At 58.0% G+C, this 17060-nt stretch carries 20 protein-coding genes; 17 read left to right on the forward strand and 3 right to left on the reverse strand.

What is annotated here, in order from left to right; all coding sequences use genetic code 11:
- Positions 1 to 2: 2 nt before the first annotated feature.
- Complete coding sequence (gpmI, locus tag ACQUQU_RS01970; RefSeq protein WP_430461567.1) at positions 3 to 1547, reverse strand: 2,3-bisphosphoglycerate-independent phosphoglycerate mutase; 1545 nt, start codon at positions 1545 to 1547, stop codon at positions 3 to 5.
- A 207-nt stretch (positions 1548 to 1754) separates the two neighbouring features.
- On the opposite strand from gpmI, the gene ACQUQU_RS01975 reads away from it, so the two are divergent.
- Together ACQUQU_RS01975 and secB are read left to right on the forward strand one after the other, a co-directional pair.
- A complete protein-coding gene (locus ACQUQU_RS01975) occupies positions 1755 to 2168 on the forward strand; it encodes a rhodanese-like domain-containing protein (protein ID WP_430461568.1) in 414 nt (137 codons plus the stop codon).
- Between the two features lie 38 nt (positions 2169 to 2206).
- The gene (secB, locus tag ACQUQU_RS01980; protein WP_430461569.1) at positions 2207 to 2680 is read left to right on the forward strand and encodes a protein-export chaperone SecB; all 474 of its coding nucleotides are present in this window, start codon (positions 2207 to 2209) and stop codon (positions 2678 to 2680) included.
- Positions 2681 to 2760: 80 nt separating this feature from the next.
- Here the strand turns inward: secB and ACQUQU_RS01985 are convergent, their stop codons facing one another.
- Positions 2761 to 3777: a hypothetical protein gene (locus ACQUQU_RS01985; protein WP_430461570.1), complete on the reverse strand. Its 1017-nt coding sequence runs from the start codon at positions 3775 to 3777 to the stop codon at positions 2761 to 2763.
- Positions 3778 to 3798: 21 nt separating this feature from the next.
- On the reverse strand, positions 3799 to 4263 hold the full coding sequence (gene trmL, locus ACQUQU_RS01990; protein WP_430461571.1) for a tRNA (uridine(34)/cytosine(34)/5-carboxymethylaminomethyluridine(34)-2'-O)-methyltransferase TrmL: 465 nt from the start codon (positions 4261 to 4263) through the stop codon (positions 3799 to 3801).
- 119 nt (positions 4264 to 4382) lie between these two features.
- On the opposite strand from trmL, the gene ACQUQU_RS01995 reads away from it, so the two are divergent.
- From ACQUQU_RS01995 to ACQUQU_RS02065, 15 genes are all read left to right on the forward strand, one after another.
- On the forward strand, positions 4383 to 5324 hold the full coding sequence (locus ACQUQU_RS01995) for a hypothetical protein (RefSeq protein WP_430461572.1): 942 nt from the start codon (positions 4383 to 4385) through the stop codon (positions 5322 to 5324).
- Positions 5321 to 6001 carry a PilN domain-containing protein gene (locus ACQUQU_RS02000; protein WP_430461573.1) on the forward strand — a complete coding sequence of 227 codons (681 nt, stop codon included), beginning with the start codon at positions 5321 to 5323 and terminating at the stop codon, positions 5999 to 6001. Before ACQUQU_RS01995 ends, ACQUQU_RS02000 begins: the two co-directional genes overlap by 4 nt.
- Positions 5998 to 6669, forward strand: coding sequence for a hypothetical protein (locus tag ACQUQU_RS02005; RefSeq protein WP_430461574.1), 672 nt, complete (start codon positions 5998 to 6000; stop codon positions 6667 to 6669). The genes ACQUQU_RS02000 and ACQUQU_RS02005 overlap by 4 nt, the downstream gene beginning before the upstream one ends.
- Positions 6659 to 6982 carry a hypothetical protein gene (locus ACQUQU_RS02010; protein WP_430461575.1) on the forward strand — a complete coding sequence of 108 codons (324 nt, stop codon included), beginning with the start codon at positions 6659 to 6661 and terminating at the stop codon, positions 6980 to 6982. The genes ACQUQU_RS02005 and ACQUQU_RS02010 overlap by 11 nt, the downstream gene beginning before the upstream one ends.
- A gap of 9 nt (positions 6983 to 6991) precedes the next feature.
- Complete coding sequence (gene mshL, locus ACQUQU_RS02015; RefSeq protein ID WP_430461576.1) at positions 6992 to 8626, forward strand: pilus (MSHA type) biogenesis protein MshL; 1635 nt, start codon at positions 6992 to 6994, stop codon at positions 8624 to 8626.
- Entirely contained in the window at positions 8613 to 9545 is a 933-nt protein-coding gene (locus ACQUQU_RS02020) for an ExeA family protein (protein WP_430461577.1), read from the forward strand. The genes mshL and ACQUQU_RS02020 overlap by 14 nt, the downstream gene beginning before the upstream one ends.
- Positions 9542 to 10648, forward strand: coding sequence for a hypothetical protein (locus ACQUQU_RS02025; RefSeq protein WP_430461578.1), 1107 nt, complete (start codon positions 9542 to 9544; stop codon positions 10646 to 10648). Before ACQUQU_RS02020 ends, ACQUQU_RS02025 begins: the two co-directional genes overlap by 4 nt.
- Positions 10629 to 12347, forward strand: coding sequence for a GspE/PulE family protein (locus ACQUQU_RS02030; RefSeq protein ID WP_430461579.1), 1719 nt, complete (start codon positions 10629 to 10631; stop codon positions 12345 to 12347). The genes ACQUQU_RS02025 and ACQUQU_RS02030 overlap by 20 nt, the downstream gene beginning before the upstream one ends.
- Positions 12344 to 13579 (forward strand): type II secretion system F family protein, encoded by a 1236-nt coding sequence (locus ACQUQU_RS02035; protein WP_430461580.1) that lies wholly within the window; start codon positions 12344 to 12346, stop codon positions 13577 to 13579. Before ACQUQU_RS02030 ends, ACQUQU_RS02035 begins: the two co-directional genes overlap by 4 nt.
- Positions 13580 to 13704: 125 nt before the next feature.
- The gene (locus tag ACQUQU_RS02040; RefSeq protein WP_430461581.1) at positions 13705 to 14211 is read left to right on the forward strand and encodes a hypothetical protein; all 507 of its coding nucleotides are present in this window, start codon (positions 13705 to 13707) and stop codon (positions 14209 to 14211) included.
- An 18-nt stretch (positions 14212 to 14229) separates the two neighbouring features.
- Positions 14230 to 14688 carry a type II secretion system protein gene (locus ACQUQU_RS02045; protein ID WP_430461582.1) on the forward strand — a complete coding sequence of 153 codons (459 nt, stop codon included), beginning with the start codon at positions 14230 to 14232 and terminating at the stop codon, positions 14686 to 14688.
- 10 nt (positions 14689 to 14698) lie between these two features.
- Positions 14699 to 15166 (forward strand): type II secretion system protein, encoded by a 468-nt coding sequence (locus ACQUQU_RS02050; protein ID WP_430461583.1) that lies wholly within the window; start codon positions 14699 to 14701, stop codon positions 15164 to 15166.
- A 33-nt stretch (positions 15167 to 15199) separates the two neighbouring features.
- Complete coding sequence (locus ACQUQU_RS02055) at positions 15200 to 15739, forward strand: prepilin-type N-terminal cleavage/methylation domain-containing protein (RefSeq protein WP_430461584.1); 540 nt, start codon at positions 15200 to 15202, stop codon at positions 15737 to 15739.
- The gene (locus ACQUQU_RS02060; RefSeq protein ID WP_430461585.1) at positions 15739 to 16551 is read left to right on the forward strand and encodes a prepilin-type N-terminal cleavage/methylation domain-containing protein; all 813 of its coding nucleotides are present in this window, start codon (positions 15739 to 15741) and stop codon (positions 16549 to 16551) included. The genes ACQUQU_RS02055 and ACQUQU_RS02060 overlap by 1 nt, the downstream gene beginning before the upstream one ends.
- Positions 16541 to 17053 carry a hypothetical protein gene (locus ACQUQU_RS02065; protein WP_430461586.1) on the forward strand — a complete coding sequence of 171 codons (513 nt, stop codon included), beginning with the start codon at positions 16541 to 16543 and terminating at the stop codon, positions 17051 to 17053. Before ACQUQU_RS02060 ends, ACQUQU_RS02065 begins: the two co-directional genes overlap by 11 nt.
- Positions 17054 to 17060: the final 7 nt, after the last annotated feature.

Raw genomic sequence — 17060 nt, forward strand, 5'->3', positions numbered from 1 at the left:
GATTAACCGCCGTAAGTAACCAGACTGGCGCCGCTCATTTCGGCCGGTTTTTCCAGACCCATCATGGTCAGCAGGGTCGGTGCCACGTCGCACAGACTGCCTTCTTTCAGGGTAACCGGCGCCTGACGGGCATTCACGTACACCAGATTCACCGGGCCTGTGGTGTGCTGGGTCATGGCCTGACCGTTCTCATCGAGCATCTGCTCGGCGTTGCCGTGGTCGGCGGTGATCAGACACTCGCCGCCGACTTCCAGCAGGGCGTCGGTAACGCGCTTCAGGCAGGCGTCGATACACTCAGCCGCTTTGACCGCTGCATCGTACACGCCGGTGTGACCCACCATGTCGCCGTTGGCGTAGTTGCACACGATCAGATCGAATTCGCGGTTCTTAATGGCGGCGACCAGTTTGTCGGTCACTTCCGGCGCGCTCATTTCTGGCTGCAGGTCGTAGGTGGCGACGTTCGGTGACTTCACCAGAATGCGGGTTTCGCCGGCGTATTCCGCTTCGCGGCCGCCGGAGAAGAAGAAGGTGACGTGGGCGTATTTTTCGGTTTCGGCGATGCGCAGCTGAGTCAGACCCAGATTGGATACGTACTCGCCCAGACCATTGCTCAGGCCTTCCGGCGGATAGGCGCAGCTGGCTTTGATGTCGGCGGCGTACTCGGTGAGCATTACGAAGTCGGCCAGCGCGGGACGCGAGGCGCGTTCGAAACCTTTGAATTCATCGCCATCGACGAAGGCGCGGGTCAGTTCACGGGCGCGGTCCGGACGGAAGTTGAAGAAGATGATGCTGTCGTTGTCCTGTACACGGCCGTCGGCACCGTTAACAATGGTGGCTTTAACGAATTCGTCGTTCTCACCACGCTCGTAGGCGGCTGCCAGCGCGTCGCTGGCGCTGTCGGCGGTGAATTCGCCTTTGGCCAGTGTCATGGCATCGTAGCCGGCCTGAACGCGTTCCCAGCGGTTATCGCGGTCCATGGAGAAGAAGCGGCCGATAACGGTTGCAATCTGACCATTGCCCAGTTCGGCGAATTTGTTTTCGATCAGTTTGATGGACGGCGCGGCGGAGCGCGGTGGCATATCGCGGCCGTCGAGAATGGCGTGCACGTAAACGCGCTTGGCGCCACGGTCTTTGGCCATGTCGAGCAGGGCCAGCAGGTGTTCTTCGTGGCTGTGTACGCCGCCCGGAGACAGCAGGCCGGTGAAATGCACGGCAGCGTCTTTGGCGACGGCTTTATCGATCGCGGCGCACAGGGCAGCGTTCTGCTGCAGTTCGCCATCGCGGATGGCTTTGTTGATGCGGGTGAAGCTCTGGTACACCACGCGACCGGCACCCAGGTTCATGTGGCCTACTTCGGAGTTGCCCATCTGGCCATCCGGCAGGCCCACAGCTTCGCCGGAGGTCTGGATCAGGACGTTCGGATACTGTTGCAGTAGACGGTCCCACGTTGGGGTGCTGGCGTTGGCAATGGCGTTGTTATCGGTTTCCTCACGATAGCCCCAGCCATCCAGAATAATCAGTGCAGTAGGTACAGGACGCGAATTCATGCAAACGGACTCAGATATGTTTACCGGAAAGCGCTTATTGTACCTGATTGTCATTGCGTTCGTCCTCTGATGGCATCCTTATCTGATTGATTTTTACTCAGATTCCGATAGCGGAAAGCTCTGTCTTTTGCTCCGGGGCGGTGGTTCCGGTCATAGCCAGCGGTTATACTCCGGCCTTCTTTTTTCTGCTGATGATGATGAGAAGTTATGGATCGTCTGATTGAATTCGTGGGTAACCACTGGGAACTGGTCGGCATCTGGGGTGCGTTTGTGGCCGCGCTGATGTGGGACAACAGTCGCCGCAGTGGTGCATCGGTCTCTCCGGCTCAGGCGACACTGATGATCAACAAAGAAGAAGCGGTGGTCCTCGACATCCGCGACAAGAAGGATTTCAGCGCCGGCCACCTGGCCAACGCCCTGAACATTCCTTATGCCAATCTGGCCAGCCGTCTGGGTGAGCTGGACAAGCATAAGGAACGCCCGATCATTCTGGTGTGTAAAACCGGCCAGACCGTGGGCATCGCCGGCAAAATGCTGCGTGAAAAAGGCTTCAATGCTGTGCGTCTGACCGGCGGCATGATGGAGTGGAATAATCAGAACCTGCCGGTTGTGCGTAACTGACCGCTGCGGGCACAGAGAATCATTTAAGGACACACAAGATGGCCGACAATCAACAGCCGCAGTTTGCGCTGCAACGTATTTACATCAAAGACGCTTCGTTTGAAGCGCCGAATGCACCACAGGCCTTCACCAAAGAGTGGAAGCCAGAGATCAAATTGGATCTGAACAGTGGCGCCCGTAAGCTGGACGACAATCACTACGAAGTGTTCGTAAAAGTGACGGTTACCGCGTCTAACGAAGGCGAAACGGCGTTCCTGGTGGAACTGGTGCAGGCGGGTCTGTTTGCCATGGTGAACATTCCGGAAGCTCAGATCAAACCTATGCTGGGTGCCATGTGCCCGAACATCCTGTTCCCGTACCTGCGCGAAAGCATCGACAGCCTGGTCGTGAAGGGCGGTTTCCCGGCCCTGATGCTGGCGCCGATCAACTTCGATGCCCTGTTCCATCAGCGCATGCAGCAGGAAGCTCAGGCGGCTCAACCAGCCACTGCCGAGCAGGAAACCACTCACTGAGTTGTGTGACCTGTGAGCCAATAAAAAAGGAGCCTGTGGGCTCCTTCTTTATTGGCTGGTATCAGTAGTAGGGTGACGGTCTACTTGCCTGCCGCCACGGCGTTACAAGGCGTAAAGTATTCGTAGGACGTATCGAGATGCAGACGTTTGCAGTTTTTCAGCAGCTTTTTCTTCTCGGTCAGGTGATCGCGTACCGGCGAATTTTCAAGCGAGTTTTGCAAAACGACGTCGTCCAGCTCATCCAGTTTTTCTTTGACCGGGGATTCCATGACGATGTCTACGGATGTCCTGTTGCCGCATGCGTCCTGCTGCTCGTTGGCTAATTTCACAGACATGGCCAGAATACCCATGCCCTCATAGATATCCACCTGTGTCAGGGTGTTATTTTTCCATGTGAAGCGTTGCTGCCCTCTGTTGCCCATGTTGAGCAGCGTCAGGTGTTCATCCTCGTACTCAGAAGAGGCAACGACAATAAGTTCACTGGTCACCGGGTCCTCCTGAATAACGCTCAACATTCTGGTCTGGTCGTTCACGGTAATAAACGAGGAGACTGTGGAGCGTTCGCCGAAGGGTTGCTGGGAATGTACTCTGATCAGGACGCTGTGGGCGTCCTGCCATTCCGCCGTTCCCACCAGAGATGTCCCTGAATCAGAAGAAGGGGCTGGTTGAGTGCCTTCCTTCCAGTTAACGAGAGTCGGCAGGCCATTCGCGCCATGGCGTTTTATGTCACCTTCAGAAACGTAAGTTTGCTCTTCGTTAATAAAGCCTTCTGAACGTATTTTGATTAACTTGCCATCGCTGAAGGTCTGGATTTTGTTATCGACCGGTAGCAGCGGAAAGGAAAATCCTTTGGCCAGTTCCTGACCTGCAATGGCCCGCTGGTCCAGATAACCATCTTCACGGAAATAGGAAATAGAACTCAGAAAGTCTCCGTTTGCATCGTCGTCCTCACAGGTAAGCAGGGTGTTTACGGTTCTGACAGCGCCTTTGAACGGGTAATCACTGATCTTTTCCGGGAAAAGCGCCAGCTCAATGGACGCATAGCAGGTGCATGCAGCAGTCAGGTGCAGAGCTGCACACACAAAAATCCTTTTCATGGGTAAATACTGAGTAATGAATCAAAGGCCGTCAGTGTACCCGATTTGCCGCCAGGCTTCATAAACCATCACCGCCACTGCATTGGACAAATTCATGCTGCGTGAGTGCGGCAGCATAGGCAGGCGCAGCCAGCGCTCTTGTGGAACGGTGAGGCGTACATCTTCCGGCAGACCGCGGGTTTCCGGACCAAACATCAGGTAATCGCTGGCTGCAAATTGCGCCGCCGAATGCGTGGTACTGCCCTTGGTGGTCAGGGCAAACAGCCGCTGCGGTTGTTCGCTGGCAATAAACGCCGGGTAGCTGGCGTGGATTTTCACGCTGGCCCACTCGCTGTAGTCGAGGCCGGCTCGGCGCAGGCTTTTTTCTTCCATGTTGAATCCCAGCGGTTCAATCAGGTGCAGCTGGCAACCTGTGTTGGCGCACAGACGGATGATGTTGCCGGTATTCGGCGGAATTTCCGGTTCAAACAGAACAATATTGAACATACGAGTCTCCTGAATCTGGCCATTATAACGGTACAGATCAGGAAATCGGTGGCTGGTCATCCTGCGCCAGAATCATCGTCTACACTTTTTTCAGAAACTTTGGTTATGAGAGAGGTGCCATGGGCTGGTTCGGACGCAGGCAACAACAGGCCGCAGATCACCGTGGCTGTCTGGGCATAGAGCTGCACCGCGGGCGCGCGTTTGCGGTGCTCAGTGGTGACGATGGCATCCGTCAGACCTACACCCCCGGCGCCGATGAGCAGGGGCTGGGCGGTCTGGAGCAGTGGCTGCGTGAGCAGCAGCTGGCGGGTGTGCCCGTGGTGATCTCCCTCGATACCCTCGACTATCAGCTGCATCTGGTGGAAGCCCCGCCGGTACCGGACGATGAGCTGGCCGATGCCATCCGTTTCCGCCTGCGTGACCTGATCCCGGCCAGTCGCGACGACCTGCTGGTGCAGGCCATGCGCCTGCCCGCCGACGCCTACCGTGGCCGCATGGACATGGCCTACGCCGCCGTGGTTGAACGCCCGGTGATTGGTGAGCTGGTGCGCTGGTGCCGGCATCAGCACCTGCAGCTCGACAGCATCACCATTCCCGAATTGAGCCTGCTGCAGCTGGTGGCGGAGTACGAGCCGGAAAGCGCCATCGGCGTGCTGCGGCTGGACGACCACGAAGGCGTTATTTACCTCTACCGCGACGGTGCTTTGTACCTGACGCGCAAGCTGAATATCGGTGTAAAGGCCTTGCTGTCGGTGCCGGATGCGCAGGGTTTTTCGCTCGATACCGGTTCTCAGACCGATGCGCTGGCGCTCGAAATTCAGCGCTCGCTCGACTACTTCGACAGTCAGCTCGGCATGGGCATGGTGTCAGAGATCTGGATGCTGACCCCGGACGGTGATGATCTGTCGGAACAGCTGCCGGTGCTCGAAGCCAGCATCAATACGCCGGTGCGTCCCTTGTCACCGGAGCAGTTCAACCGCGCGGGCGACGAGCCGTTGACCGCTTCCCTGACCATGGCGCTGGGCAACGCGCTGGTGTATCGGCGGGGGCAGGCGCAATGAGCTGGAATGTCCGTCAGCGAATTAATTTCTACACGCAGGAATTCCGTCCGCCGACGCTGGCGGCCGAGGTCGTACTGCTGCAACGCCAGCTGCTGCTGGTGCTGATGCTCGGCTTAGGCGCTACGGTCGCGCTGTTCGCCGCCCGGGCCTGGCTCGACGGCCGTGTCAGCACGGAGCAGGCACTCACTCACAAGCTCGCCGCTCTGATCGCCGAAGAACAGAGCCGCCGGCCGCCGGTGGTGGTCGATGCGCAGCTGCAGAATCAGCTTGAAGACGCCCGGCGCCGGTTGGAGAACAGCCAGCGGGTGCTGACCTATCTCAGCCGCGAAGGCGGCGAACAGAAAATGTCGTTCTCGCCGCTGGTCAGTCAGCTCGGGCAAGTGGGAGTGGCCGGTGTCTGGCTGACGGGTTTTACGCTCAGTGAGCGCGGTCAGCAGGTGGCACTGCGTGGCAATGCGCAGAAGGCCTCGCAGATTTCCGCCTACATCGGCGCGCTGGCGCAGCAGGAAGCCTATGCCGCGCTGGCCTTCCGTCAGGTCGATATTCAGGAAAACAGCCAGACCCGCTGGCTCAGTTTCCGTCTGGACACCCGGCCGCAGCCTCTGGCACCCGGCGCTGCTCAGGCATCGTCTGCAAAAGGCGCATCACTGGCTGCCAGCAACGGAGGTGTCCGGTGAATCTGAAAAACTGGTGGCGTCATCCGAAAGCTCAGACCCTGATCAGCGCCTATCTGGCGCTGTCGGCCCGTGAGCGTGTCCTCACCGCCATTACCCTCAACGCCGCTCTGGCGTTTGTGCTGCTGACCCTGCTGATCTGGCCGCAGATCGAAGCCATGCGCGCCGCCTATCAGATCTCGGCCAGTGTCAGTGCTGAAAACAGCCGCCTGCAGGCCCGGCTGGATGAACTGCGCACGGCGGTGGTGGTGGATCCGAACGAACCTCTGCGCGCCGAGCTGGCGCGCAATGCCAGCCAGCAGGCCTTGCTGGATGAACGTATTACCGCGCTGACCCGCTCGCTGATTCCGCCGGCAGAAATGACCCGCCTGCTGGGTAACGTGCTGGCACAGAACAAAGACCTGACGCCGGTCGGGCTGGTGTCGATGCCGGTGGAGCGGGTGACGCTGGGCGAGGGCTTTGCCGATGTCGAGCTGTACCGCCACCGCCTGCACTTGCAGGCGCGGGCAACCTACAGCGCCCTGGTGAATTACCTGCAGGCGCTGGATCAGCAGCCGTGGGTGATCGGCTGGGAGATGCTCAGCTTTGATGTGGGCGATTACCCCAACGGTGAATTTGAGCTGGAAGTGTCGGCGTTAAGCCGCCAGCAGGAGGTTCTGGGTGGCCGCTGAGTTGCGTTTGTGGAGTTTCCTGCTGTGTGCCGGACTGGGCTCTGTGGTGTTTGCTGCCGATCCTACCATGCCGCCGGACTGGCAGCGGGCGCCGGTCAGTGCGGCGGCGGCCGAACCCGAGCTGCGCCTGCAGCAGATCCGCATTTCCGCCGGTGACGCGCTGGCGGTCATTAACGACCGTATTGTGCGGGTGGGCGACCAGATTGACGGGGCGCAGGTGATGGCGATTTCGCCCTCGTCGGTGCGGGTAAAAATCCGGCAAAACCTGCGTGAACTGTCTTTACTTACTATCACACGACGAGTTTCTGAATAGGTGTTGGCTTTGAATTCCGCCGTATTGCTCCGCCTCTCTGTTGCCGGACGCGCTCTGTTTTCCCTGCTGGTGTTGGCTGTGGCCATAGCACTGGCGGGGTGCGCGTCGAACAGCCCGAAAGAAGAACCCCAAAAGGCTGACACCCTGATGTCGGCCGATGCGCGTGCGGAGCAAAATCAGGCGCTGGATCTGGCGTCTTTATTGCCGCCGCTGGACACCGATGTCAGTGCCGACGAACGCTTTGATGTGCTGGCCAATCAGGTACCGGCGGCGACGTTTTTTAACAGTCTGGTCGATGGCTCAGGGCAGAATATTGTGATTCACCCGCAGGTCAGCGGTGAGATATCCCTGAACCTGCGTCAGGTCACCCTGAGTGAAACCCTGGAAGCGGTACGCGATTTGTACGGCTTCGATTTTGTGCGCAGCGCCTATGGCATTCAGATTTTACCGCGCCAGCAACAGACGCGGATTTTTCCGATTAATTACCTCAACGTAAAACGCTCAGGCCGTTCCGGTATGCGCGTCAGCAGCGGTCAGGTGACGACCACAGACAATGTCAGTTCAGGCTCGTCCGGTACGGTGTCGCAGTCGTCCACCGAGAGCAGCAACAGCAGTCAGGTTGAAACCGAATCGGTGGCCGATTTCTGGAGCGGTCTGGAGCAGACGCTGAAACTCATGATCAGCTCGGAAAGTGACGCCAGTGTCGTGATCGATGCGCAGGCCGGCATTGTGGTGATGAAAGCTCTGCCGGGTACTTTGAATTCGGTGGCCAATTATCTCGATAAAGCCGAGCTCAGTGTGCAGAAGCAGGTATTGATTGAAGCGAAAATTGTCGAGGTCACGCTGTCAGACGGCTATCAGTCGGGCATTAACTGGGCGGCTCTGGGTGGCAAGAATTACCGCGGCTCGGATTACACGGTGGGTTCTAACCTGTCGTCGGTGGCGCTGGATAATCCGGATCTGATCGACGGCATTTTTACCGCTAATTTTTCCCTCGGCGATTTCACCGGCGCCCTGCAACTGCTGCGCACGCAGGGCGATGTGCGGGTGCTTTCCAGTCCGCGCATTGCCACGGTGAATAATCAGAAAGCTGTGATAAAAGTCGGCTCGGACGAATTTTTCGTGACCGATGTCAGCAGCACCAGTACATCCACCACCACCTCAACCAGCAGCACACCGGATATTACCCTGACGCCGTTTTTCTCGGGGATTGCGCTGGACGTTACCCCGCAGATTGGCGAAAGCGGTGACGTGACCCTGCACGTACATCCGACCGTCACCGAAGTCGAAGAAAAAACCAAAACCGTGCAGCTCAACGATGAAGATTACACCCTGCCTCTGGCTTACAGCACAGTGCGTGAAACCGATTCCATTATCCGTGCCCGTTCCGGTCAGGTGGTGGTGATCGGCGGCCTGATGCAGAACCGCAAAGTCAGCACCGATGCCTCGGTGCCCTGGCTCGGAGATATTCCGTTGCTGGGCTGGTTCTTCCGGCAGACCCGTGAAGAACTGGTGCAGAGCGAACTGGTGATTCTGATTCAGCCGCGCATCATCGGCAGTGCCATTACCCCTGAGCAGCTGGACGCGATTAACCGTCGTTATTCGGGGGCCTTTCCGCAGCGGAGGTTGCATGCAACTCAGTAATTTAAGCAGCGCCTGCGAACAGTTTTACGGCCTTTCCCAACCGGCGTTCGGTTTAACCCCGAACACCGAGTTTTATGTGGATTTACCTACCCAGAAAAATGCCTTTGAAACCCTGCTGTTTGCACTCGGCTCCGGTGAGGGCTTTGTCAAAATTACCGGCGAAGTGGGCACCGGCAAAACCCTGTTGTGCCGTCGCCTGCTCAATGCGCTGAATACGCCGGATGTGTGCACTGTGTATGTGCCGAGCCCGGATGTCAGTCAGGAATCGCTGTGGCGGGTGATTGCCCGCGAACTGGGGCCGGTGGATGACGCTTGTGGCGCGGGCCAGGCCGAATTTACAAACGAGACCCAGGTGCGCGACGCCATTCAGCAGCGTCTGCTTGCGTTGGCGGCCGATCATATCCGCGTGATTCTGATCATAGATGAAGCCCAGTGTATGCCGGTGGCGACGCTGGAAACCCTGCGTTTAATTTCCAATCTCGAAACCGAGCGGCAGAAGCTGGTGCAGATCGTTTTGTTTGGTCAGCCCGAACTGAACACAGTGCTGGCGCGAGAAGATTTACGTCAGCTGCGTCAGCGCATTACCTGGTCGGCGGAATTATCACCGCTGTCCGATGCCTCTGTGCTGTCGGTGTATTTACAGCAGCGCCTGAGTGTTGCCGGCTACCGCGGTTTGCCGCTGTTTGCCCCCGAAGCGCTGAAAGCCCTGTGGCAGGCCAGTCGCGGCGTGCCGCGTCTGGTGAATATTCTGGCGGCGAAATCCCTGCTGGCAGGGTATGGCTCCGGTAGTCGTCTGCTCGGCAAAGAGCATGTGCTGCGTGCCGCCGCCGATACCGAAGGCTCGTTTCCGGCGGTTGCTTCGTCCGCAGGCTGGCGTTTACAGGCGCTGGCAGCGGCCTTATTGCTGGTGGCGTTATGAGCCTGCTGCATAAGGTACTGCGTGATCTCGACCAGCGAGAACAGGTTCAGCCGGTGGGGGTTCCGGTCGGGCTGCAGATGCCGGCCGAAACCGTTTCGGTCATCAGACAAAATCACACTCGTCGATGGGCTTTACCTGTGGTGCTTGTTGTGGCGGCCGCGGTGGTCTGGCTGGCGTTCAATATTGTGCAACAGCCGGTGTCAGCACCAGCCGCTACCGGGCTGAACCTGTCTGCACCCTCGCAGGCCACGCGCGACGTGCCCGTGATGACGCCGACGGTGGAGTATTCCCATTCCACGTTGCTATCCGGAGCTGAGATGGCGGTTGCGGCCGGTGTTAAAGCGACTGGTCCAGCGGTTGAGCCTGATGCAAAACCGCCCGTCGTGCTTGCCAGCGAAAAGCCGGATGCGCCTGTATTAAATAACGCATCGTCAATAAAAAATGCGTCGTCGTTAAATAAAGCGCCTGCTTTAAATCCCGCAGCAACAGAGTTGTTAACTACGGCGCCTGAGTTACCTCCGCAATCTGCGCCCGCAATAAAAGCACCGGCAGCGCCAGTGCCGGATAAACGCGCCACTAAGCCGACAGCAAACCTCGCCGTTCAGAAAGCTGAAAATCCTGCCCAGGATGCCTACCGCAAAGCCGTTGAACAGGTGCGGGAGCAGCAATTTCAGGCGGCTTTGCAGTCGATTGATGACGCGTTGGCGCACAGCACGGCAAGTCCTGATGCGGCAGAGAGTATTCCGTATCTGGCGCTCAAATTACGCATTTTATTAAGCATGAAGGATAAACCGGCCTTTACCGCCTTTTATCAGAGTCACCGCGGGCAGCAGGATGTGCGCTGGCTGGCGGTGGCGGCGCCCGGCTTGCACATGCTGGGGTTGCCGGACATGGCGGTGGCGCCTTATCAGCAATTAATCGTGCAGCAGCCGGATGTGCTCAGTTGGCCGCTGGCGTTGGCGGCGGCCTGGGAAGATCAGGGTAAACCGGTGCCGGCGCGCGCTTTGCTGGCCAACGTCCTTCAGCATTATCGCCTGCAACCTGAACAGCAGCGCTGGGTAGAACGGAAAATCGAGGTGCTTGGTGGAAAATCCGGTTCGTAAAAAAGTCCGCGTTGGCGACCTGTTGCTGGAAAAAAAGCTGATTACCGAAGAACAGCTGATGCAGGCACTGGCTGAGCAGAAGAAAACCGGTAAAAAGCTGGGCCGTGCCATTACGGATCTGGGGTTTGTCAGTGAAGATCAGCTGCTGTCAACGCTGGCGGCATTTTTCAATTATCCCTACATCGACTTAAGCCGTTTCCGCATTAATCAGCAGCTGGTGATGAAACTGCCGGAAACCCATGCGCGCCGCTACCGCAGCATAGTGCTGTCACAGGATGCGAATGGCGTGCTGGTGGGCATGTCAGATCCGACCGATCTGATGGTGCTGGATGATTTGCAGCGCATTCTGCAAACGCCGGTGAATCCGGCCTTTGTGCGTGAGCAGGAATTACTCACCATTCTCGACAGCGTGTACCGCCGTCAGGAACAGATGGCCACCATCGCCGGTGAGCTGGAAGGCGAGCTTCGCGGCAGCGAGTTCGACATCAGCGAAATGGCATCGGCTTCGGATGTGAACGACGCCCCTGTGGTGCGTCTGCTGCAGAGTCTGTTTGAAGACGCCGTGCAGGTAAAAGCCTCGGATATTCATATCGAGCCTGAAGAAAATCAGCTGCGTATCCGCCTGCGGGTCGACGGTGAGCTGCAGGAACAGGTGATGAAAGAACGGCGCGTTGCCTCTGCGCTGGTGTCGCGTCTGAAAATCATGTCGGGCCTGGATATTTCGGAAAAACGCTTACCGCAGGACGGCCGTTTTAATATCCGCGTGCTGCAGAAGAATATCGATGTGCGTCTGTCGACCATGCCTGTGCAATTCGGTGAAGCTGTGGTCATGCGTCTGCTCGACCAGAGCGCGGGCATGCTCGACATGACCACGCTCGGCATGCCAGAAAAAGTACAGCAACGCTTCGATTATCTGATTCATCGCCCGCACGGTCTGGTGCTGGTGACCGGGCCAACCGGCAGCGGTAAAACCACCACGCTGTACGCCGCTCTGACCCGCCTGAATCAGCCGGCGAAAAAAATCATTACCGCTGAAGATCCGATTGAATACCGTCTGCCGCGGATTAATCAGGTGCAGATCAACCCCAAGGTCGGGCTCGAATTTGCCACCATTCTGCGCGCGGCATTGCGCCAGGACCCGGACATCGTACTGGTGGGCGAGATGCGTGATCACGAAACCGCCGAAATTGGTTTGCGCGCCGCTATGACGGGTCACATGGTGCTGTCGACCTTGCACACCAACGATGCGGTTTCCACCATTGCCCGTCTGCTCGACATGGGCGTCGACCGCTATCTGGTGGCGTCGTCATTGCGGGCGGTGGTGGCGCAGCGTCTGGTTAAAAAATTGTGTCCGCATTGCCAGCAGAATTACACACCGGATGCGCAGGAAAAAATCTGGCTCGAAAGTCTGGAAACCGGCAGTTCGTTAACCACCTTCCGCGCCGCCAGCGGTTGCCACCATTGCCACAACACGGGTTATCAGGGCCGTATCGGCGTGTATGAACTGCTGGAAATGACGCAGGAGCTGGTGGCGGCTATGCGCCGTGATGACCAGCAGGCATTTGCCGAACAGGCGCTGCGTCAGCCGGGGTTCCGCGCACTGGCACTGTGTGCGCTGGATTACGCCCGCGAGGGAATTACCTCGCTGGATGAAGTATTCCGCGTGTCGGCAACGCTGGATGAAGGGCTCAGCGGATGACGGAGTTTGTTTATCGCGGACGGGATGAAGGCGGGCGGCTGGTCAGTGGCAAAGTGAATGCCGCCAGTCAGCAGAGCGCCATCGACAACCTGCAAGCGCAGCGCATTATTGTGCTGCAGCTGGACGAAAAAGCCTCTGAGGTACGCGCCGAAAAGCGGGATCTTAAAGCGTTGCTGTTCCGCCGCAAGGTCAGCACAGACGAACTGATTTTATTTACCCGCCAGCTCTACGCCCTGACCCGCGCCGGCATTCCGATTCTGCGCGCCATGAATGGTCTGGCGGAATCCTCAGCCAATCCGGAGCTGGCTTCGGCATTAACCGATATCAGCCGGGCGCTGGTTTCGGGCTCGGAATTATCGGCGGCGTTCCGCCAGCACAGCGAATTATTTTCGCCCATTTACATCAGTCTTCTGCAGGTCGGTGAAAACACCGGCAAGCTCGACGACGCCCTGCTGCGTCTGATTCGCCATCTGGAAATGGAACGCGAAACCCGTAAGCGTCTGAAAGCGGCGCTGCGTTATCCGCTGATGGTGGTCAGCGCCATTGCCATTGCTATGGTGGTGATCACCGTGTTTGTTATTCCGAGCTTCGCCGGGGTGTTTAATAAACTCGGCGCGGATTTACCACTGGCCACGCGCATTCTGATGGGCACCTCCGAATTTGTGCAGAACCACGGTATTGCGCTGGGCGTTGTCATCGCCGTGGCCGTCTTCGCTCTGCGCCGTTATATCCGCACGCCCGACGGGGCTTTGTGGTGGGATCAGCACCGTCTGAAATGGCCACTGCTCGGCAGTATTTTTGAGCGCATTGCCCTGGGCCGTTTTGCCCGTTCGTTCGCCATGATGACGGGCGCAGGCGTACCAATATTGCAGAGTCTTTCTGTGGTCGCCGACAGCGTCGGCAACCGTTACGTCGGCAATGCCGTGCGCTCTATGTATTCCGGTATTGAGCGCGGTGACCGCCTGACCAATACCGCCGCGGCCACCGGCCTTTTTACCCCGCTGGTATTGCAGATGATGACGGTCGGTGAAGAAACCGGTGCCGTTGATCGTCTGCTCGATGAGGTAGCGGATTTCTATGAGCGCGAAATTGATTACGAGCTGAAACAGCTGGCCGACGCCATTGAACCCATTCTGCTGGGCTTTATGGGCGTACTGGTGCTGATACTGGCGCTGGGGGTGTTTTTGCCGGTGTGGGATCTGGGCACGGCCGCGACCGGCGGCGCACGTTGAACGCCTGCGCCTGATGAGGCGCGGTTTTCGGATGCGTCTTTTTGTTTAATTTCGTAATTACGCCAGCAAAACAAAGCCCGTGAACTAAGGTTGCTATGAGAGAAAAGAACAGGTCTTTCTCCCGCTTGTCAGTTCAGTCAGGTTACAGCCTGCTGCAACTCCTGCTGGCGGCCGGTTTGCTCTGCGTCCTCCTGTTTGTTGTGGTGATGGCCTATCAGAAATTACTGGCGCAGGCGCAGCTGTTGCAGATTCAGGCGACGGCCGCATCGCTGCGTACCTCGGTGCTGCAGGCTCAGGAGCAGTGGTACGTGAATGGTCGTCCCACAGGCCGGCTGACCGGTTTTGCTGACGACAACCTGCTGATGTCGGAACGTGGCTGGCCCATCGCGGTTTATCCGCAGGAGCAGAGCAGTCCGGCAACCCATTCAGTGCGTTGCCAGAATTTATGGCAGGCACTGCTGGATGATCAGAACGCATCATCCGGCACCGATACAGACCCGTCGCACTATGCGCCGGTCCAGGAAGGAGAGCGGTGTATTTACCGCTTTAAAGATCGCCAGAACAGGCTGGATGCCACGGCAGATATTGAATACGACATGTCCAACGGACGTGTAACTTTGACCATCCGATAGCATTCAGGAGTCGGAACTATGAAACAAGGTAATTTCAATCAACAAGCGGGCTTTACCCTGATCGAACTGATTATGGTGATCGTGATTCTGGGTATTCTGTCGGCGTTTGCGCTGCCGCGCTTTGCGGATCTTGGGGGCGAGGCGCGAGCTTCGTCCATTCAGGCTGCATCCGGTGCTATCCGCTCGGCGGCCAACATTGCCCACGCACAGTGGCTGGCCAATGGCAGCACGGGTAACGTCGACCTTGAAGGTGTGACCATTACCATGACCACGGCGGGTTACCCGGAAGCGGACAGTAATGCGGTGACCACCGCGACCACCACCTTCGGTATTGTTGAAGCGGCGCAGGTCAGTGGTTCCGACTATGGTCTGGCGGTGGCTGCGGGTGTGCTGACCGTCTCGCTGGGAACCTGCAGCTTTACTTATACCCAGACCACGGGTGCCGTAAGTACCACGGGTATTACCACCTCCTGCTGATCGGATCTTTATGTCGCCCCGGCCACAGGGATTTACGCTGGTTGAGCTGATCATGGTGATTCTGCTCATCGGTATTCTCAGTGCGGCGGGCATGTCGTTATTCGCGCGGTCGGATGCCTTTTCGGCATTGGCCGCGCGCGATCGTATGATGGCCATGGGGCTTGTGGCGCAAAAGCGCGCACTGGCCAACAGCGGCGCCGGTGGTGCCGTAACCTTCACCGTGGCGCAGTCGTCGTCTTCCTTTGTGTTCAGTGTGTTGCAGAACAGTGTGCTGCTGGCCAGTGATGCCATCAGCCGCAGCGGTTTGTCGTTGTCGCTGGATGGCAGCGCCATGGTTGACGGTCAGACGGAAACCATCAGCTTTGCTGCCGATGGCAGTACAGGCGCCAACCGCCAGTGGCTGTTCAGTGGCAGTCAGAGCCGGGCCTTTTGTCAGACCTCCACCGGCTTCCTTCATGACGGCAATTGTCAGCCATAATGAATGACAGGTTTTACAGCTGACAGGGCACGGATGGTCAAGGTACACCAGACGGGGCAGACCCGCTTTCAACGCTCAATATATCCGGCAGCTGCCGTTCAGCGTGGCATGACACTGGTCGAGCTGGTGATCGTGATTGTTATCATCAGTCTGGCACTGGTGGCCAGTCTGACCGGTTTTTCTGTGCTGGCCGGACGCAATGCCGACAGCCTGGTGCTGACACGCACCGTCGATCTGGTGCAGTTATACGCCGATGAAATTCTCGCCAAGCGCTTTGACGAAAGCACAGGTAATGGTGGCTCACCAACCTACACAGGCTGTCGCATTACCAACGATGGCGAATCCCGCGCCAATTACGATGATGTGGACGACTACAACGGCATCAGCAATGAGTCGCCGGCGTTTGCCGACCAGAGCATTGCGGCGCTGTATGCCGGTTATTCGGTATCCGTCCGCGTCAGTTGCGATAACGGCGTGGGTGCCAATCTCAATGGCGCCAAACGGGTGGACATTGAGGTAACCGCCGTGAATGGTCAGGTGGCCCGTTTCAGTGTGTACCGGGGGAATTTCTGATGGTTACTGTCGTACCGTCTCTGTCTTCCAGTCGCGGTTTTACGCTGATAGAGCTGATCATTACCCTGATTATTGGCGGCATCGTCGCCATTGTGTCGGTCAGTTTTATCGGCCAGACCGGAAGTGCGCTGGTGGACACAGGCGCGCGGCAGCAACTGGCGGATACCGCCGCGGTTATCAGCGAGCAGATTTCCCGCCGCCTGCGTCAGGCCTTGCCCGGCAGTGTGCGGACAACGTCCGACCAGCAGTGCATCGAATTTATGCCGGTGCTGGCCGCCACGGCTTACACCGACCTTGAAGTGGCAAAATCCATCACCTCGTTTACCGCCATTCCCGATTCCGCCACCACAGCGGTGACCGGATACATCAGCCTTTATCCGCTGAGCGGTAATTTATATAACCCCGGCAGCAGCGGGCCATTAACGCCGGATACGGCGGTACTGGGTGCCGGCAGCAGCCCGGTGACGGTGACATTAGCCTCGGCGCATCGATTTCCTACCGGCTCGCCCCAGCAGCGCCTGTACGTCAGCGCCGCACCACAGGCGATTTGTCAGAGTGGCGGGTGGCTGTACTGGTATTCCGGATATGGCTTTATTAACAGCGTGGCGCAATTGCAGGCCAACGTGCCTTCGACCTACAGCAATGGTCGTCAGGTGCTGGGCAGCGGGCTGAAAGCCGGCAGTCTGGTATTCCGTTACGACCCGCCGACGCTGAAGCGCAACGCGCTGGTGACCTTCAGTTTTACCCTGGCGGGCGATAACGGCGACGAACTGTCCATGGGGCAGGAGGTACAGGTGCGTAATGTCCCCTGAACTGCGCTCTGAGATGCGTCCGGCTGGGGGTTATGGTTTTTTCCGCAGCCACAACCACAACCACAACCACAACCACAACCACAACCACAACCACAACCACAGCCGCGGCTTTGGTCTGCCCGCCGCTATTTTTGTTATTACCGTTCTGGCGCTGGTGATTGCGGCGATGGCGGCAATTTCGCAGCGCTCGTCCGAATCGGTGGCGCTGCAGATTCAATCGCAACGGGCGTTTTATGCCGCCGAATCCGGGATTCAGATTGGTCTGAATTTATTACTGCCACCCGACGGCAGTGCCGGGCGATCGTGTGCAACATCTCCGTTTTACAGCCACACCTTCAGCAGCAGTGATCCCGACAGCAGCGGTCTGAACAATTGCTCGGTCAGTGTGAATTGCCGCAGCGTTGTGGATGGCAGTCAGACATTTTATTTTCTCAACAGCGCTGGCAGCTGTGGCAGCGGGGCCGATCAGGCGCGCCGTCAGCTCGAAGTGATGGCGCAGTGAGGCTCTT

This window comes from Thalassolituus sp. LLYu03 (assembly GCF_050507655.1).
GTDB lineage: Bacteria > Pseudomonadota > Gammaproteobacteria > Pseudomonadales > Oceanobacteraceae > Venatoribacter.

Coding starts and splice junctions, on each gene's coding strand:
- gpmI (WP_430461567.1), bottom strand. CDS start 1,547: ATGAATTCGCGTCCTGTACCTACTGCACTGATTATTCTGGATGGCTGG.
- ACQUQU_RS01975 (WP_430461568.1), top strand. CDS start 1,755: ATGGATCGTCTGATTGAATTCGTGGGTAACCACTGGGAACTGGTCGGC.
- secB (WP_430461569.1), top strand. CDS start 2,207: ATGGCCGACAATCAACAGCCGCAGTTTGCGCTGCAACGTATTTACATC.
- ACQUQU_RS01985 (WP_430461570.1), bottom strand. CDS start 3,777: ATGAAAAGGATTTTTGTGTGTGCAGCTCTGCACCTGACTGCTGCATGC.
- trmL (WP_430461571.1), bottom strand. CDS start 4,263: ATGTTCAATATTGTTCTGTTTGAACCGGAAATTCCGCCGAATACCGGC.
- ACQUQU_RS01995 (WP_430461572.1), top strand. CDS start 4,383: ATGGGCTGGTTCGGACGCAGGCAACAACAGGCCGCAGATCACCGTGGC.
- ACQUQU_RS02000 (WP_430461573.1), top strand. CDS start 5,321: ATGAGCTGGAATGTCCGTCAGCGAATTAATTTCTACACGCAGGAATTC.
- ACQUQU_RS02020 (WP_430461577.1), top strand. CDS start 8,613: ATGCAACTCAGTAATTTAAGCAGCGCCTGCGAACAGTTTTACGGCCTT.
- ACQUQU_RS02025 (WP_430461578.1), top strand. CDS start 9,542: ATGAGCCTGCTGCATAAGGTACTGCGTGATCTCGACCAGCGAGAACAG.
- ACQUQU_RS02035 (WP_430461580.1), top strand. CDS start 12,344: ATGACGGAGTTTGTTTATCGCGGACGGGATGAAGGCGGGCGGCTGGTC.
- ACQUQU_RS02045 (WP_430461582.1), top strand. CDS start 14,230: ATGAAACAAGGTAATTTCAATCAACAAGCGGGCTTTACCCTGATCGAA.
- ACQUQU_RS02050 (WP_430461583.1), top strand. CDS start 14,699: ATGTCGCCCCGGCCACAGGGATTTACGCTGGTTGAGCTGATCATGGTG.
- ACQUQU_RS02055 (WP_430461584.1), top strand. CDS start 15,200: ATGGTCAAGGTACACCAGACGGGGCAGACCCGCTTTCAACGCTCAATA.
- ACQUQU_RS02060 (WP_430461585.1), top strand. CDS start 15,739: ATGGTTACTGTCGTACCGTCTCTGTCTTCCAGTCGCGGTTTTACGCTG.
- ACQUQU_RS02065 (WP_430461586.1), top strand. CDS start 16,541: ATGTCCCCTGAACTGCGCTCTGAGATGCGTCCGGCTGGGGGTTATGGT.